The following is a 16,304-nucleotide window of genomic DNA, read 5'->3' as shown; positions in this document are numbered from 1 at the left end:
CCTCGCGCCGCCGGTATGTCGCTTCGTGAACAGGTTGCGGCCTTCATCGCCCGGCACCGGCTCCTCGAACCGGGCGAGCGGGTGCTCGCCGGTGTCAGCGGGGGCGTGGATTCCATGACGTTGCTCGACGTGCTGCACCGCCTGGGTTATCCGGTCGTGGTTGCCCACGTCAACTACGGGCTGCGCGGGGCGGCGTCGGAGGCGGACGAGCGGCTCGTGCGGGAAGCCTGCGCGCGCTACGGCGTGCCGCTCCACGTGCACCGGCCCGCGACGCGGGCGGCGGCCCGGGCGGCCGGGCAGTCCCTCCAGGAGGCGGCGCGGGACCTCCGGTACGCCTTCTTCGACGAGGTGGCCGCGGCGGAAGGCCTGACCCGGGTGGCCGTGGGGCACCACCGGGACGACCAGGCGGAGACCGTCCTGCTCAACCTCTTCCGGGGAGCCGGCCTGGAGGGCCTCGCCGGTATGGCGCCGGCACGGCCTCTCCGGCCGGAGGGACCGCGTCGCGTCATTCGCCCGCTCCTGGGCGTCCCGCGGGCGGCCATCGAAGCCTATGCCCGCGCCGAAGGGCTCCGCTGGCGGGAAGACCCCTCGAATGCGGATCCGAGGTACCGGCGCGGCAGGCTGCGCGCCGAGATCATGCCGCGCCTGCGCGAGCACTTCGGCCCGGCGGCGATCGACCAGGTCGCCCGCACCGCAGAGATGGTGCGGGACTACCTGGCGCACGCCATCGAGCCCGCCGTCAGCTCCCTCTTCGAGGCGGCGGGGCGGGCCACCACCCGGGGAGGACGGCTGGAACTGGACGTGCTGCATCCCCTGCCCGCGGTCTGGCGCCGGCGGCTCCTGCTCGAAGCCCTGGCCCGCTGGCTGCCCGGGGCCCCGTACCGGGCCTCCGTCGCCGAAGCCGTCGAAGCCCTGATCGAGGCCCAGGTGGGGCGCCGCGTCGTGCTCTCCGGCGGGACGGTGTGGCGCGAGCGCACCGCGCTCTTCTTCACCCGACACCGGGAGAAAAGGGCGGGGGAGACCGCAACGACCCCGGCCTGGCTGCTCCGGAAACCGGGCGACGCCCTCGTGTTCGACGACGGCATCCTGCGGGCCGAGCCGTTGCCGGAGCGGCCCGGCGACCTGACGGGCACCGGGCGTTTTTGCGAGATCGTGGATGCGGACCGGCTCACCTTCCCGCTTGCCGTCCGGTTCTGGCACGCCGGCGACCGCCTGCGCCCGCTCGGCATGCAGGGACGCCAGAAGGTCAGCGATCTGCTCACCCAGGCCAAAGTGCCGCCCCACGCGCGGGCACGGGTGCGGGTGGTCTGCAGCGGGGAGGAGATCGTCTGGGTCGTCGGCCACCGCCTCGCCGAGACGGTGCGCGTCCGCGACGCCACCCGCCGCTTCCTGCGGCTCTCCTTCACGTCGCTCCGGCCCGAAGAGGACGTCGCGGATCGGTAGATTCCCGGTGAAGAGCCGCAGGCGCTCCGGCCGCAGGCTATGATTCGTGCCGGACGTGCCGTAATTTTTTACACCTCGATCCTGGGACCATCACCGGCGAAAGCATGTCCTCCAACCTTGCCGAGACGAAAAAGACGATCCTGTGCCGGGGCGAACGCTTTCGCCTCTATCTCGACCGGGACACCATCCAGCAGCGGGTCAGGGCCCTGGGCGAAGCCATCAGCCGCGACTACGAAGGGAAACGGCCCATCCTGATCGGCGTGCTCAACGGCGCCTTCATGTTTCTGGCCGACCTGATGCGCGCCATCGACATCGACTGCGAGGTGGATTTCCTCAAGCTCTCCTCCTACGGCGCGAGCAAGATCTCGAGCGGGGTGGTGCACGAGCTGAAAAAGATCGACGCCGACCTGGCCGGGCGGCACGTACTCATCGTGGAAGACATCGTCGACACCGGCCTCTCGATGGCGTTCATCATCCGGAAGGTGCAGGAGGAAGGGCCGGCCTCCGTGCGCACCGTCACGCTGCTCCACAAGGAAGAAGCCACCCGGGACGAGGTGCCGCTCGACTACGTCGGCTTCCGCATCCCCAACCTGTTCGTCATCGGGTACGGGCTCGACTACGGCCAGCTCGGGCGCAACCTGCCGGACCTCTACATCCTCGACGACGCCGCCTGAGCAGGCGCCCGGGGCGGCCTCGAACGGCGTTCAGCGGGACTCCGGGGGCACGACCGGCAGCGACCGCGGGGCCGGGCGTGAGGCGGCCACCGGAACGGGCGGGGCCGGCAGGAACGCCCGGGCGTGCTCGAAAAGCAGGTGGGTGAAACTGGTCACGGCAGGCTGGCTGAACGTCGCCGGGGTGGCCGGGACCAGCGAGCGGCCGAAGGACCTTACCGCGAAGACCGGCACCGGGGCGCGGCGCACCACCTGCTCGGCGACGCGGCCGATGGGGTAGTGCCGGATGCCGGTTACCCCGTGCGTCGCGATCACGATCAGGTCGACGCCCGTCTCGGCGGCAAAGCCGGTGATGCCCTCGACCACCGGCCCGTTCACCGTGCGGAAGGCGACCGGCACGTCCGGGCCCGGCACCGACCGAAAGAGCTCCCGTAGATGGGCTTCGTAGAAACCGGGGCGGTTCATCTGTTCCAGGATCTGATGCAACAGCGGGTTGTCCCGGCCGTGCAGCATGGTACGCCGCGGAATGACGTGCAGCAGCGTCAGGCGGGCCTGATGGCGGGCGGCAAGCTCCCGGGCATGCATGAGCGCGTGCTGCGAGCAGTCCGAAAAGTCCGTGGGTACCAGCAGGTGCTGCGGGGAAAGCACCTCGCCGGCCACGCTTTCCCGCCGGAACGTGAGGACGGGGCAGGGGGCCCGTTGCACCACCTCGCCGGCGAGCTGGCCGTCGAGCGTGTGGTCGGGTTCTTGCCGGCCCAGGGGACCCAGAACGATCAGGTCGATACCTTTCCGCTCGGCAAAGCGGGCGATTTCCTGGCTGACGACCTCGCGCCCCACGTCCTCCTGATGGAAATACAGGTTGGCCAGCGAGGTCTCGTTCGTTTCGGGCAGGCCGTCCAGCTCGGCCCGGAGCCACCGGAGAAAAGCCCGCCGGTTCCAGGGCGGGCGAACGGTGTTGCCGTGGGCGACGTGAAAGACGTGCAGTTCGGCATGGAAAGGCCGGGTGAGCCGCAGGGCGTGCAGCAACACCAGCGGATCGGACAGATCCGTCGGTAGAAGAATCCGTTTTACACGAAGCATGGCGGCGTCATAGAACTGAGGCGTCGGGGGTAGGGTGAAGATCTATCTCGAAAGGGGGCCGGACCATCGCCGCTGTGAACCCGTCGTGGGGCGGGCTCAAGCATACTTCGCACGGGCGGAATCCCTTAATCGTCTGCGTTTCAAAGAATTAGCCGCGTGTACGATACAGCTATATGCCCGAACGAGTTGCAGGGTTTCCCGGATACTTCGTGGCGGGGGAAACCCTACAGAAGGGCTACAAAAGGAGGATCGAAACAACATACTGTACGCCGGAAGCGAACGGGCGGTCGCCGGCTTATGGTTAACTAATCGTCAAGCTTGCGATAAGCCGTGGTGAAGTCCGGCGTGCCGGGCCGTGAACCCCCGCGGAGGCCGCGGGTTAACACCCCTACAAGCCTGCACGACCGACGCGGAGAAGGATGGACGCACCGAATCAACCCCTCTACTATGCCGACTACCTGGCGCTCGACCGGCTGCTCGGCTGCCAGGAGCTGGAAAGCGCCCGGCACGGCACGCCCGCCCACGACGAGATGCTCTTCATCATCGTCCACCAGGCCTATGAGCTCTGGTTCAAGCAGATCCTCTGGGAGCTCGACGCCGTGCTGCGCCTCTTCGGCGGCGAAACCGTGGACGAGATGGACGTGGCCCGTTCGGTGGCCCATCTCGAACGCATCGTCGCCATCCAGCGGGTGCTGCTCCAGCACATCGACATCCTGGAGACGATGACCCCGCTCGATTTCCTCGAGTTCAGGAACTATCTGATCCCCGCCTCGGGCTTCCAGAGCGTCCAGTTCCGGCTGATCGAAAACCGCATGGGGTTGCGCCCGCAGGACCGGGTCCGCTTCAGCGAGGCGCCGTACACCTCCCGGCTGAAACCCGGGGACCGCGCGCGCCTCGAAGCCTCGGAAAAGGAGCCGTCCCTCTTCGACCGCATCGAGCGGTGGCTGGAGCGCACCCCCTTCCTCCACTTCGGCGACTTCGACTTCTGGCAGGCCTACCGCGAGGCCGTCGGCCGGATGCTCGAACGGGATCGCCGCCACCTCCTGAACAACCCCGCCCTGACGCCGGAGGAGCGGGAGAAACAGCTCCGGGGGCTGGAGGCGACGGCGACCGGCTTCGAGGCCCTCTTCGACCCGGAGAAGCACCGGGAACTGGTGGCACGGGGCGTCCGGCGCCTCTCGCACCGGGCCCTGCTGGCGGCCCTGCTGATCCATCTCTACCGCCACAAACCCATCCTCCACCTGCCGTTCCGGCTCCTGAGCCTGCTCGTCGACATCGACGAGAACTTCACTACCTGGCGCTACCGGCACGCGCTCATGGCCCAGCGCATGATCGGCACCCGGATCGGCACGGGCGGTTCCTCGGGACACGACTACCTGCGGCAGGCCGCCGAGCGCAACAAGGTGTTCACGGACCTGGTCAACCTCTCGACGTATTTCATCCCGCGCTCGGCCCTGCCGGAGCTGCCGCCGGAGGTGGAACGCACGATGGGCTTTCAGTACGCCGGCACGTCGGGGTGAGCGTCCAGCGGGGGCAACTCCGCTTCGATGCGCCGGGCCGCCCGTTCCCAGTCGATCGCGCCGAGTGCGTCCACGCCGGCGATCAGTTCACTGAGGATCTTCTCCTGGATCGCGCCCCGCCGGAGCACCTCGGCGTACGGAATGCGGTGGAAGGACACCATCGAATAGCGGGGGATGAAGCGGTCCGGGTGCCGCCGTTCCAACTCGAACTCGACGTGCTTGCGGAGCGGGAAGCGCGGATCGGCCACCCGGTCGCGCATCTCGATGAAGTTCTGGAGGGAGAGCTCGGCGATGGCGTCGGCGTTGGGCTTGCGGAGGCGGTAGAAGGCGTCGAAGACGCGGTGCCAGTCGGGGCCGAAGCGCTGGAGGCAGCCGTCGAGGGTGGCGCAGTCCTCGAAGGCGCAGTTCATGCCCTGGCCGAAGAAGGGGACGATGGCGTGGGCGGCGTCGCCGAGGATCAGGGCGGCGTCCTCGTGGTGCCACGGGCGGCAGCGGACGGTGCCCAGCGTGCCCGTGGGGTGCTCGAAGAACTCCTCGGTCAGGTCCGGCATGAGGGGCACGGCGTCGGGGAAGTGGCGCTCGAAGAAAGCGCGGACGTCGGCGGGGGCGGCCAGCGATGCGAAGCTCTCGGGGCCTTCGAGCCGGAGGAAGAGGGTGCAGGTGAAGCTGCCGTCGAGGTTCGGCAGGGCGATGAGCATGAAGCGGTGGCGGGGCCAGATGTGGAGCGCGTGCTTCTCCAGGCGCCAGCCGCCGCCCGGCGCGGGGGGGATGGTCAGTTCCTTGTAGCCGTAGTCCAGCATCTCGGGCGTGAACGAAAAGCCCGGGCTGGCCGTGAGGGCCTGCCGGATGGCCGAGCCGGCGCCGTCGCACCCGAGGACGCGGGGCACCGTCGTCGCCGTCGTCGCGCCGGTGCGGGTGTCCTCGACGTGGAGGCGGCGGGTGTCGAGGTCGAAGGCGGTGCAGCGGTGGTTGAAGCGGACCGTGACGCGCCCGGTGGCCTCCGCGGCGTCGAGGAGCTGCTTGTTCAGGTCGGCGCGGGAGATGGCGTTGATGTGCTCGCCGGTGCGGTGGCTGTAAGGCTGGAGGGTCTGCGTGCCATCGAGGTCATGGATCATCCGGCCGCGCATGGGGATGACCAGGCGGAGGATTTCGCCGGTGAGGCCCACCTGGTCGAGGGCGTGCAGGCCCCGGGCCGAGAGGGCCAGGTTGATCGACCGCCCCGCGTCGATGGGCGTGGTGCGCAGGTCCGGCCGGCCCTCGTAGACCACCACGTCGAGGCCGCGCCGGGCCAGGAAAAGGCTCAGGAGCGAGCCCGCCAGCCCGGCCCCGGCGATGACGATGCGTCCGTCTATGTCCGTGTGCATGGAGATTGGCTGTTTTATCAGCGAGATGCCAGGGAATATCCCAGTGGGGGTATCGGGATGCAACACCCTGCCTTCAGGGCATTGAACCATGGTGGCTGGAGAGCGTTCATGCCTGAGGGGTAGGCTACTTTTCGAGGATACACCGTATGTAGTGGGGTGATATACCTGAAGATTACGGTTGTAGAAATACCGTTAAACGCTTTGTTGGTAGAAGCCATGTGCTCAAATAATTTTTTGTATTTTATTGTGTTTTGTGTAATTTCATGTCAGTCCGAGCCGATCGTATGGAAAGGGCCTGAAATGATCTATACCCGAGACATGTTGACTGTAGAACATTTACACGAAGATGGTATTTTTTCATTGATGGATATGAGTTATTTTGCCCGACCGGAGTGGAGTCGGTCAGATACTTGCCGTTTTTCGGGTTCCGTCTCGTTTCAGGATACGGAATTGACGTTTCCTGTAGAGAGGGAATATTATGTAGGCGAGAATGTTTTTCCCGGTATCACGCTGGATTTTGTTTCCAATGAAGAGGAGTTGATTCCCATTCAAAAAGAGATTCTGGTTGACGGCCTTCTGACCAACAGTTCCTGGAACGTCATCGTTGGAACCGGGAACGTTTGGCATGAACGAGAAGATGGTGAATGGTGCCGGGCATCCTTTCCTCTGTCCCTGACCGATAGCTATATCGGGCAGGTCAGGAATTGTGTGGCGACTTTTGTTCATAAGCAGGATGCAATCAGTAATGTCTACATGCAATGCAGTCAGGAGACGGCCGATCTGAATGATCGTCAGATAGGGGATATCCGGGTCATGCTACCTGCCGCATATCGGTCCCGCGCTTATGCCGACTCGCTTTCCGTGATCGAAAAGCAGAAGCGTCTCAGGACAGGCAGGCTTCCCGTGCATCACCTCTCCAAGATTGATGTGAACAATGAGCTTGCCGGTTATTTCGGCAAATTGTTGTATACCAGTGCACCAACCAGCCTGGGTGCTGTGCTGATGGACGGAGAGATTTATTTGCACCCTCCCGAAACACGCCACGGACGATATCCTTATCCTCATGAGATGAGGCACGCCGTGTATTCTGTCAGCAAAAGCATGACCGGGGCACTCGCGTTGTTCTATTTCGGCCAGCGTTACGGTGACGAGATTTTCGATGCCCTGATCACCGATTATGTACCGGCATTGTCGGATCATCCGGCCTGGCAAGGGGTAACTTTTTTGCACACACTCAATATGGTAACAGGGACTGAAGGGGGTGAGGAAGCCAGCCATCTTTACGAGGTTCTGGTCAAAGCTCGTTCGGCGGAAGAAGCCATACGAAATATTGCAAGTCTTGGTGATTATCCGGGTGGTCCTGGTGAGTCCTTCAATTATGCCTCCACCAACTTTTTTGTTCTGTCTTACGCCCTGCAGAAGTACGTGGAGCAGAAGGAAGGAATAGGCATTTCATACTGGGGACTGGTTAGAAAAAATGTGTTGCTTCCTTTGGGTGCTGAGGACTTCACTTTGCTGCATACCGTGGAACCGGATGGATCCAGGGGCCTGCCGATACTGGCGTATGGGGCCTGGCCTACCCTTGATGAAGCTGCTAAAATCGCACTGCTTTTTTCAAATGAAGGTAATTACAGGGGGAAACAACTGCTGCACAGGGGCAGATGCCGTGAGGCGCTCGGCCGTACGACGTGGACCGGCTACAGCACCGGCAACGATTACCGGGGCAAGTACTACCGGCATTCGTTCTGGACAACGAAGGTCGCCGCAAACCGGTGTGATGTGCAGGTGACTTATATGTTGGGGTATGGAGGTAATTATGTGTGGTTTTTTGCGGACAATGTGATTGTCATCAGGTTTATGGATGAGTACGATATGGATTTTGAAAATCTGATTAGAGGAATGAGTGGGATAAAATCTTTGTGTCAATAAAGGATGTTAGTCATCTCTTTGATGGGGTCTGTATAGCACGGGTCATAGTCGTTGAAGGCGTCATTGCGAAGAGCGATGTAGCCGCACCCTTCACGGGTGCGTCCCCTAACTTACAGGAGCACCCAGGCTGAGACCCACAGCTACGCGGTTGGCTCGGTTGGCCAGGGGCAACAGGGGGAGAACAGGGCCGACGGTTCTGTTGATGCCGATCCGGCTCGTTCCCGGGTCATTCCGTTACGAAGACGACGACGCGTTGATAGCGTGTCAGCGGGGGGTGCCCGTCGTCGGTCGCTTCGAGGACTATCTGGATCGTCTGTCCCTCTTCCGCGTCGTCCGGCACCTGGAAGTGTGCGGCGACCGACGTGGCGTTCCGGATGTGCACCTCACCGGGATAGGTGTCCACGTCTTTCCACCGCCACCAGCGCACCGTCACCGCGTCGCCGTCCGGGTCCGACACCCTGCCTTCGAGGTATACCGTCTCGCCGGGGCGTGCAGAGTGGCGTGCGTCGCGTACCGTCACGAGCGGCTCGTGGTTGGCATCGGCGTACGCCGGGGTTACGGACCACAGCATGCGTGCGGCAAAATCGTTCTGCACCGCCGGCGTGAAGTTGGGCTGCGGTGAGGGAGGACGCCGGGCGGGGTCGCCCTGGCCGATCTCTTCGAGGCGCCGCATGAAGTCCTCGAACGAGGACGAGGTTGTGTCGGACTCCGGCTCCGCCGCGGAGGCCGGGTTCACGACGACCCATCCCGCCCAGCCGCCGGGGGTCTCGGCGCGGTAGGCCCCGAGCCCGTTGTCGATCAGGTTCAGGAACGTGAACGAGTCCCCCTCGCCGAGGAACTCACCCCTGGGCCGCGGCGGCAGCCAGACGACGTAGCCCATGGCCCGGAGCTCGTCGGCGGTGTACCCCGAGAGGCCGAAATAGTCGAAGATGTCGCCCTTGACCATCTGCTTTCCGTCGCCCCACACGCGGTAGTGTGCGCCGAAGGGGCCCCGGCTCGAGATGTTCTCGCGCGTCCATGCTACGCTGAAGTACGGCGCGTTCTCGGCGGAGGCGAAGACGAACGCGCCGTAGCCGAGGCCGGCGCCTCCCTGGCCGGCGGGCAGGGAGCGGATGTCCGGCCAGTTCGGGCGGATGTAGGTGGCATATGTGTCGTCCTGATCGCCCGAGAGGGAGAGGATGGCTTTTTGGGAGACCTTCGCGCGGATCTCGGGCCAGGCGTCGGTGCCTTCGTACCGTTCCTGAATCGACTTCAGCGCCCGCGCGATCGTGCTTGCCCCGCCCCACGCGAGGAGGTAGATCGGCTCGGGGTTGTCGTCGAGCAGGAGGTCGCGGATGAGGTTGGAGCCCGGCGTGTCTTTCGAGATGTCCCCGTCGAACTCCACGTTGCCCCACCGGATCTTCGACCGCAGTTCGGCGGGCGGCGGGTAGTCCGGGTGGTGCACGCGCAGGTTCGGGTACACCTGCTCGTAGATGTCGACGGCGTCGTCGATGAACCGCTCGTCCGGGGCCCAGCGCCACGATTCGCACGGGCACAGGTTCAGCCCGAACCGGGTGTACTCGCGGCCGGGGACAAACCATCTGGTCCCTTTTCCGTCGCCTTTCCAGTGGAACCGGCTGCTGGCGTAGATGAGCCCTTCGGTCCGGAAGTCCGTGCTGTAGAGCAGATATCGGATGAGCGAGTTCGAGTCGTCGAGTTCGGGATCGGTGGTGACGACGACCCGCGGCTTCGGCGTGGGGGGGACGGTCGTGTCGCTGTCGGGCAGGGAGGTGTCCCGCGTACAGTTGCCGAGCAGGGCCGCGAGGAGCACCAGCGCGAAAGGTCTGGGGAAGATCATCTCCGGCGTTCCGTTTTCCGGGGGAGGATCGGGCGACGGGTACGGCCCGGCACGCGCGCAGGGGGCCGGCGGGCACCGGGCTTCAATCGGCGTGACTCCAGGGAATATCCCGCATGCAACCTCGGGACGCAATAATCGGAGCACGGTATGGTCGACAGATCGCGTTTCTGTGAGGGGACTTACACGGTTGAGTCCTTGCAGCGTGGCAGATCTATCCCTCCGTGACCCCGTCTGATCCGGCGGTGCATGCGGTCCGGGTTCCGGCACCCCGCTCATCTATCCGGTCCGGTTCAGGTTCTAGGACCACGTTCAGAACGTTTACGATTTAAGGGTGAGGTGGGGAGCGATGAAAGCCCACGGCTTCAGGGCTATGTTGGCCGTGTAGGGCCGCAAGGGCCGTGTAATACGGCCAACGCGGCCGGACGGCCCTTGCGTCCAAATAGCCGGGATCCCAGAATCCCACGTGCTTCAGCCGTGGGAGTATGTCAACCCACATGCCGGCCCGTCGGGTGAGAAAGCCGGGTGCCTACACGTTCCGGAGCATCTCGACGAAGCGATACACGTCCGTGAAGGTGTTGTAGAACGGCACGGGGGCGACGCGGAGGGCGTCGGGCTCGCGCCAGTCGCAGACGACGCCGGCGGCGGTGAGGCGCTCGAAGGCATCGCGGCCGCCGGCCACGCGGAGCGAGAGCTGGGCGCCCCGCTGGGCCGGGTCGGCGGGGGTGATGATCCGCACGCGGTCCGGCACGCGCCGTTCGAGCAGGTAGGCCAGGTAGCCGGTGAGGCGGACGCTCTTCTCGCGCAGGCGCGTCATGCCCACCGCATCGAAGAGGTCCATCGAGGCGCGGAGGGCGGCCAGCGGGAGGATGGGCGGGTTGCTCAGCTGCCACCCCTCGGCGCCCGGCATCGGCGTGAACGTCTCGGGCATCTGGAAGCGGGTGGCCTTGTCGTGCCCCCACCAGCCGGCGAAGCGGGGCAGGTCGAAGGCGCGGGCGTGCCGCTCGTGGACGAAGCAACCGGCGAGGCTGCCGGGTCCGGCATTGAGGTACTTGTACGAGCACCACACGGCAAAGTCGGGGCCGTCGTCGTGGAGCCGGAGGGCCAGGTTGCCCGCGGCGTGCGCCAGGTCGAACCCGACGACGCACCCCTGCGCGTGGGCCGCCCGTGTGATACGCTCCAGGTCGAACGCCTGCCCGGTGTAGTAGTTGACCCCGCCGAGCAGGACCAGCGCGACGGATTCGCCCTCCCGCTCCAGGAAGGCCTCGATGTCTTCGGTGCGGAGGGTGTCCTCCCCGGGGCGCGGCGCCAGTTCCACGAGCGCCTCGGACGGGTCGTAGCCGTGGAACCGGATCTGCGAGGCGGCGGCGTAGCGGTCGGAGGGGAAGGCGTGAGCCTCGAGGACGATCCGGTGACGGTCAGGGGTGGGCCGGTAGAACGACACCATCATCAGATGGAGGTTCACCGTGAGCGAGTTCATCACCACCACCTCGACGGGCCGGGCGCCCACCAGCCGGGCGGTCTGCCCGGTGAGGAACTCGTGGTAGGGCATCCACGGGTGCCGGGCGTGGAAGTGGCCCTCCACGCCGAGCCGCGCCCAGTCTTCCAGCTCCTCCAGCACGTATTCCCGCGTGGCCTTCGGCTGGAGGCCCAGCGAGTTGCCGGTGAAGTAGAGGCACTCCGCCCCGTCGGCCGTCTTCGGGATGTGGAAATGGTCCCGGTACGCGGCCAGCGGGTCGTCGGCGTCCATCCGGCGGGCGAAGTCCAGCGTAGGCTCGAAATCCATCATGGGGTTAAAAATTGCAAATTGAAGATTGCAAATTGTAAAGGCCAGGAGGCGTCAGCGCGGTTCCACGGGCTGAAGGGGGTAGAGGACCGGGCGGCTGGGGGCGGCGTCGGAGGTAAACGGCGGGACGTGCAGGGCCAGCAGGTAGCGCCCGTCTGGCACGGTGTCGTCCACGTAGACCATCTCGGTGATCGTCCGGTGCATGGCGGTCTCCGGGGTGGAGGTCCGTTGGCCCGGGGGCACGCCCCAGAAGAGGCGGTGCGCGTTCAGCTTCCCCTCGTCGAACAGGCGGTCCACCGAGGGCAGGTCGAGGAGCAGGTGGCGTACGCCCCGTGCCACGAGGTAGCGCATGGCGTCGAGGGAGAAGAAGGGGGGCGGCTGGTCGAGGTAGTCGCGGTGGCGCTTGTCGGGCGGGTTGGGCCGGGTGCGGACGACGAGGGCTTCGAGGAACGCCTCGCCGGCGCCGGCCAGGGCGGCTTCGAGGGCGCGGCGCGTGAGGAGCCGGTCGTTGGCCGCCGGCGCGGGGTCATAGGCGTCCGGGCAGGCGAAGGCGGGCTCGGGGGTGAGGCTCACCAGGGTGGCGGGCACCAGCCCTTTCGGCGCGACGGTGTGGACGGGCGGGCCGTCGGAGACCAGGTGCGCCACGCTCTCGGTGTGGGTGCCGTTGCCGTGGGGCGTCAGGCGGAGGGTGGACACGTTGCAGCTGCCCCCGCGCTGCACGTCACCCACAAACCCGCCGGCTTCGAAAGGCTCGGCCGTGGCGGGTGGGATGCCGAAGGCCGAAGGCTGCGGCCCGCCGAAGGCGAGGGGGATGGACACGTCGAGGCCCGCGCCGAGGTCGACGCGGTACGCCGCGCCGCCGATATGCACGGTGGCGATCATGCCGGGACGAACCGCTCTTTTTCGAGGCCCAGCCATTCCAGGGCGGTGAGCCCCAGGAGGCGGGCCTTCACGTCGTCGGAGAGGTCGTCCATGCCCTCGATGAGGCTGCCGGGGACGTGCTCGCCCAGCGGGAACGGGTAGTCCGAGCCGAGGGCCAGCCTTTCGGGGCCGACGAGCCGGATCAGGTAGCGCAGCATCTCGGGGTCGTGGACGAGCGTGTCCAGGTAGAACCGGCCGAGGTAGGCGCGGGGGTTGACCGGGTTGTCCACGGCGCACAGGTCGGGGCGGACGCGGAAGCCGTGCTCGATGCGCCCGATGGTGGCGGGGAAGGAGCCGCCGCCGTGGGCGAAGGCCACCCGCAGGCGGGGCAGCCGCTCGAACACCCCGCCGAAGATCATCGAGCAGATGGCCAGCGACGTCTCGGCGGGCATGCCCACCAGCCAGGGGAGCCAGTACTTCGGCATCCGTTCCATCCCCATCATGTCCCACGGGTGCACGAAGATGGCGGCGCCGAGGTCCTGCGCCGCCTCGAAGACGGGGAAGAGGGCCGGGTCGGAGAGGTTCCAGTCGTTCACGTGCGAGCCGATCTCGACGCCGGCCAGCCCCAGCTCGTTGACGCACCGCTCCAGCTCGCGGACGGCCAGGTCCGGCGCCTGCATGGGCAGCGTCCCGAGCCCGACGAACCGGGTGGGATGGGCCTCCACCACGGAGGCGATGTGGTCGTTGAGCAGCTTCGACAGGTCCAGCGTGTGCTCGGGTTTGGCCCAGTAGCTGAACATCACGGGCACCGTCGAGAGGACCTGCACGTGCACGCCGTGTCCGTCGCAGTCGGCCATGCGCCGGTGCGGGTCCCAGCAGTTGTCCTCGATCTCGCGGAAGAACTCATCGTCCTTCATCATGCGGGCGCAGCAGGGCTTGTGGTGCTCCAGCCGGATGAAGCCCCCGTACCCGTACCGCTCCCGCAGGTCCGGCCACGTCTTCGGGAGGATGTGGGTGTGGATGTCGACTTTGAAAAATGGCGCCTTGTCGGGCATGGGCATGGGCGTTTTACGTTGCATCGTTCCACGTTGCACGTTGGTCCCCGTCACACGTTGAAAGGTATAGCGGAGGTCGTGGTCATTGGGGGCATGGTTACCCTTAGCGAACGGCCCACGGGTAGCCGCGGGCTTTAGCCCGGGCTGCCCACCTGTAGTCGCGGGCTTTAGCCCGGGCACGCCAGCGGACCGAGAGGCGCACCCGTGAAGGGTGCGGCTACATCGCGCTTCACCATGACGCCTTCCATAGCATCGACCAACGCTAGACCGTAGTCCTCAACCCTGAACATGAAACGTGCAACGTGGAACGTGCAACGTGGAACGGCGTCCGGGTCAGATCTCCAGCACGCTCCCGCACGTCTTGCACGTCCGCAGGTCCTCGTCGGCGGCGAAGGCCTGGAGCACGGGGCCCAGCTCTTCGGCGATCTGCTCGACGGGGAAGTACCGCTCGTAGAGCTTCTCGCCACAGTTCTCGCAGAACCACATCACCCCGTCTTTCTTGCCGGGGCGCTTGCGTTCGATGACGAGGCCGACGCCGCCGGCCGGCCGGCGGGGCGAGTGGGGCACCTTCGCCGGCAGGAGGAACACTTCGCCGGCGCGGATCACGTTGCACACCTGTTTCCCGTCCTCGTCGATGGTCCACAGGTTCAACTGCCCCTCGAGCTGGAAGAAGAACTCCTCCGTTTCGTTGTAATGGAAGTCCTTGCGGGCGTTGGGGCTGCCCACGACGAAGATCATGTAGTCACCCGAGTCCTCGAAGAGCGACTTGGCCATGACGGGCGGCTTGAGGACGTCGCGGTGGGCGTCGATCCATTCCTGGAGGTTAAAGGGCTTCTTCATGGCGATCAGCGGGTTGTGGAAGGGGGAAGGGAAGCGCCGTCCGGCAGAGCGGCGATGCACTTGAGTTCGATGGCGATGGGCGTCGGGAGGGCGTCGACGCCGACGGTGGTGCGGCACGGGCGGTGGGCCGGGTCGGGGAAGTACTCGGCGTAGACGCGGTTGTACGTGGCGAAGTCGTCCCGCATGTTCGTGAGGAAGACGGTCACGTCCACCAGGTCTTCCCACCGGGCGCCGGCGGCTTCGAGGATGGCCCGCACGTTCTCGAAGACGGCGCGGCACTGGGCCTCGATGTCGTAGGCGACGATGCGGCCGCCGGCGTCGAGGGTGACGCCGGGGATGTCCGTGGTGCCGGGCTTGCGGGGGCCGACGCCGGAGAGGAACAGCAGGTTGCCCGCGCGGCGGGCATGGGGGTAGGGCCCCACGGGCGGCGGGGCCTTCTCGGTGTGGATTGGAGCGCTCATGCGGGGTCCCGGTCGTCGAGTTTGATGCACACGTTCTTGGCTTCTGTGAAGAAGCGGAGGGCTTCCCAGCCGCCCTCGCGCCCGACGCCGGACTGCTTCATCCCCCCGAACGGCGTGCGGAGGTCGCGCAGCATCCAGCAGTTGACCCACACGATGCCGGCCTCCAGGCGGGCGGCCAGGCGGTGGGCCCGGCCGAGGTTCTCCGTCCACAGGATGGCGGCCAGGCCGTAGGGGGTGCCGTTGGCATAAGCCAGCACCTCCTCCTCGGTGTCGAACGGGATCAGCGTGGCAACGGGGCCGAAGATCTCCTCCTGGTTGACCCGGCAGTCGGGTCCCAGCCCTTCGATGACCGTGGGAGCGACGAAGAAGCCGCCGGCGCAGCGCCCGTCGAGGCGGACGCGGTGACCGCCGCAGAGGACCGTGCCGCCCTCGTCTTTCGCCAGCTCGATGTACGCGAGGATCTTCTCCAGGTGGGCTTCCGAGACGACGGCGCCCACGTCGGTGTCCTCGTCCAGCGGGTCGCCGACGCGAAGCGCTTCCACCCGGCGGACGAAATCATCCCGGAACCGCTCGTACAGGGGCCGTTCGACGAAGATGCGGGAGCCGCACAGGCAGATCTCGCCCTGGTTGGTGAAGGCGGCGCGGACGGCCGTCTCAAGGGCTTCGTCGTAGCGGCAGTCGGCGAAAACGATGTTGGGGTTCTTGCCGCCGAGCTCGAGCGAGAGCTTCTTGAACCGGGGGGCGGCGGCGTGGGCGATGGCGGCGCCGGTGCGGGTGCCGCCGGTGAAGGAGATGGCCCGGATCTTCGGGTGGGCCACCAGGGCCGCGCCGGCTCGTGCCCCGTGTCCGTGGACGATGTTGAGCACGCCCGGCGGCAGACCTGCCTCCAGGCACAGTTCGGCCAGGCGGAAGGCCGTCAGCGGCGTCACCTCGGAGGGCTTGCCGACCACGCAGTTGCCCGCCGCCAGCGCCGGGGCGATCTTCCAGGTGAACAGGTAGAGCGGCAGGTTCCACGGCGAGATGCACCCGACGACACCCAGGGGCTGGCGCAGCGTGTAGTTGAGGGCGCGCTCCTCCATCGGATGGGCCTCGGTGGCGGCGTGCAGGATGGCCGTGGCGAAGAAGCGGAAATTTTTTGCGGCCCGGGGGATGTCGACGCGGCGGGCCAGGGCCACGGGCTTGCCGTTGTCGGTAGCCTCGTCGCGGGCCAGGGCGTCGGCGTGCCGGTCGATCAGGTCGGCCAGGCGGAGCAGCTGGCGTGCACGCGCCTCGGCGGGTGTGGCGGCCCAGGCCGGGAAGGCCCGCTCCGCCGCCGCCACCGCCCGGTCGATGTCGTCGGCGCCGGAGTCCGGCACGCGGCTGAAGACGGTGCCCGTGGCCGGGTTGACGTTGTCGAGGTAAGCACCGTGGACCGGTGCCAGGAGCACCCCGTCGATATAGTTGCTCAGGTATTCCATCAC

General features: G+C 66.3%; 13 protein-coding genes. 4 read left to right on the top strand and 9 right to left on the bottom strand.

Features of this window, described 5'->3' with window-relative positions; all coding sequences use genetic code 11:
- Window positions 1-15: 15 nt before the first annotated feature.
- Window positions 16-1,443: a tRNA lysidine(34) synthetase TilS gene (tilS, locus tag GQ464_RS01860; protein ID WP_228350514.1), complete on the top strand. Its 1,428-nt coding sequence runs from the start codon at window positions 16-18 to the stop codon at window positions 1,441-1,443.
- Window positions 1,444-1,547: 104 nt separating this feature from the next.
- Window positions 1,548-2,117 (top strand): hypoxanthine phosphoribosyltransferase, encoded by a 570-nt coding sequence (gene hpt / locus GQ464_RS01855; RefSeq protein WP_166976646.1) that lies wholly within the window; start codon window positions 1,548-1,550, stop codon window positions 2,115-2,117.
- Window positions 2,118-2,147: 30 nt separating this feature from the next.
- On the opposite strand, the gene GQ464_RS01850 is transcribed toward hpt, so the two are convergent.
- A complete protein-coding gene (locus GQ464_RS01850) occupies window positions 2,148-3,194 on the bottom strand; it encodes a universal stress protein (protein ID WP_166976645.1) in 1,047 nt (348 codons plus the stop codon).
- 419 nt (window positions 3,195-3,613) lie between these two features.
- Here GQ464_RS01850 and GQ464_RS01845 point away from each other — a divergent pair, with 419 nt between their 5' ends.
- Window positions 3,614-4,714 (top strand): tryptophan 2,3-dioxygenase family protein, encoded by a 1,101-nt coding sequence (locus GQ464_RS01845; RefSeq protein WP_166976644.1) that lies wholly within the window; start codon window positions 3,614-3,616, stop codon window positions 4,712-4,714.
- Here the strand turns inward: GQ464_RS01845 and GQ464_RS01840 are convergent.
- Entirely contained in the window at window positions 4,690-6,078 is a 1,389-nt protein-coding gene (locus GQ464_RS01840; RefSeq protein ID WP_166976643.1) for an FAD-dependent oxidoreductase, read from the bottom strand. The genes GQ464_RS01845 and GQ464_RS01840 overlap by 25 nt on opposite strands.
- A gap of 318 nt (window positions 6,079-6,396) precedes the next feature.
- On the opposite strand from GQ464_RS01840, the gene GQ464_RS01835 reads away from it, so the two are divergent.
- Window positions 6,397-8,007 carry a serine hydrolase domain-containing protein gene (locus GQ464_RS01835; RefSeq protein WP_228350513.1) on the top strand — a complete coding sequence of 537 codons (1,611 nt, stop codon included), beginning with the start codon at window positions 6,397-6,399 and terminating at the stop codon, window positions 8,005-8,007.
- A gap of 226 nt (window positions 8,008-8,233) precedes the next feature.
- Here GQ464_RS01835 and GQ464_RS01830 read toward each other — a convergent pair whose 3' ends face one another.
- From GQ464_RS01830 to GQ464_RS01800, 7 genes are all read right to left on the bottom strand, one after another.
- Window positions 8,234-9,844, bottom strand: a complete 1,611-nt coding sequence (locus GQ464_RS01830; protein ID WP_166976641.1) for a DUF1593 domain-containing protein — start codon at window positions 9,842-9,844, stop codon at window positions 8,234-8,236.
- Window positions 9,845-10,370: 526 nt separating this feature from the next.
- A complete protein-coding gene (gene kynU / locus GQ464_RS01825) occupies window positions 10,371-11,627 on the bottom strand; it encodes a kynureninase (protein WP_166976657.1) in 1,257 nt (418 codons plus the stop codon).
- A gap of 54 nt (window positions 11,628-11,681) precedes the next feature.
- On the bottom strand, window positions 11,682-12,509 hold the full coding sequence (locus GQ464_RS01820) for a cyclase family protein (protein WP_166976640.1): 828 nt from the start codon (window positions 12,507-12,509) through the stop codon (window positions 11,682-11,684).
- Entirely contained in the window at window positions 12,506-13,567 is a 1,062-nt protein-coding gene (locus tag GQ464_RS01815) for an amidohydrolase family protein (RefSeq protein WP_228350511.1), read from the bottom strand. The genes GQ464_RS01820 and GQ464_RS01815 overlap by 4 nt, the downstream gene beginning before the upstream one ends.
- Window positions 13,568-13,876: 309 nt before the next feature.
- On the bottom strand, window positions 13,877-14,383 hold the full coding sequence (gene nbaC, locus GQ464_RS01810) for a 3-hydroxyanthranilate 3,4-dioxygenase (protein ID WP_228350510.1): 507 nt from the start codon (window positions 14,381-14,383) through the stop codon (window positions 13,877-13,879).
- A gap of 5 nt (window positions 14,384-14,388) precedes the next feature.
- Window positions 14,389-14,844 (bottom strand): RidA family protein, encoded by a 456-nt coding sequence (locus tag GQ464_RS01805; RefSeq protein WP_166976639.1) that lies wholly within the window; start codon window positions 14,842-14,844, stop codon window positions 14,389-14,391.
- Complete coding sequence (locus tag GQ464_RS01800) at window positions 14,841-16,301, bottom strand: aldehyde dehydrogenase (RefSeq protein WP_166976638.1); 1,461 nt, start codon at window positions 16,299-16,301, stop codon at window positions 14,841-14,843. Before GQ464_RS01800 ends, GQ464_RS01805 begins: the two co-directional genes overlap by 4 nt.
- Window positions 16,302-16,304 lie beyond the last annotated feature (3 nt).

Source organism: Rhodocaloribacter litoris (assembly GCF_011682235.2).
In the GTDB taxonomy this organism is placed as follows: domain Bacteria; phylum Bacteroidota; class Rhodothermia; order Rhodothermales; family ISCAR-4553; genus Rhodocaloribacter; species Rhodocaloribacter litoris.
Note: the sequence above shows the minus strand (reverse complement) of the source record. Positions and strands in the feature narration are given on the sequence as shown.

Coding starts and splice junctions, on each gene's coding strand:
- GQ464_RS01840 (WP_166976643.1), bottom strand. CDS start 6,078: ATGCACACGGACATAGACGGACGCATCGTCATCGCCGGGGCCGGGCTG.
- GQ464_RS01835 (WP_228350513.1), top strand. CDS start 6,397: ATGTTGACTGTAGAACATTTACACGAAGATGGTATTTTTTCATTGATG.
- GQ464_RS01820 (WP_166976640.1), bottom strand. CDS start 12,509: ATGATCGCCACCGTGCATATCGGCGGCGCGGCGTACCGCGTCGACCTC.
- hpt (WP_166976646.1), top strand. CDS start 1,548: ATGTCCTCCAACCTTGCCGAGACGAAAAAGACGATCCTGTGCCGGGGC.
- nbaC (WP_228350510.1), bottom strand. CDS start 14,383: ATGAAGAAGCCCTTTAACCTCCAGGAATGGATCGACGCCCACCGCGAC.
- GQ464_RS01815 (WP_228350511.1), bottom strand. CDS start 13,567: ATGCAACGTAAAACGCCCATGCCCATGCCCGACAAGGCGCCATTTTTC.
- GQ464_RS01845 (WP_166976644.1), top strand. CDS start 3,614: ATGGACGCACCGAATCAACCCCTCTACTATGCCGACTACCTGGCGCTC.
- GQ464_RS01800 (WP_166976638.1), bottom strand. CDS start 16,301: ATGGAATACCTGAGCAACTATATCGACGGGGTGCTCCTGGCACCGGTC.
- GQ464_RS01850 (WP_166976645.1), bottom strand. CDS start 3,194: ATGCTTCGTGTAAAACGGATTCTTCTACCGACGGATCTGTCCGATCCG.
- GQ464_RS01830 (WP_166976641.1), bottom strand. CDS start 9,844: ATGATCTTCCCCAGACCTTTCGCGCTGGTGCTCCTCGCGGCCCTGCTC.
- GQ464_RS01805 (WP_166976639.1), bottom strand. CDS start 14,844: ATGAGCGCTCCAATCCACACCGAGAAGGCCCCGCCGCCCGTGGGGCCC.
- tilS (WP_228350514.1), top strand. CDS start 16: ATGTCGCTTCGTGAACAGGTTGCGGCCTTCATCGCCCGGCACCGGCTC.
- kynU (WP_166976657.1), bottom strand. CDS start 11,627: ATGGATTTCGAGCCTACGCTGGACTTCGCCCGCCGGATGGACGCCGAC.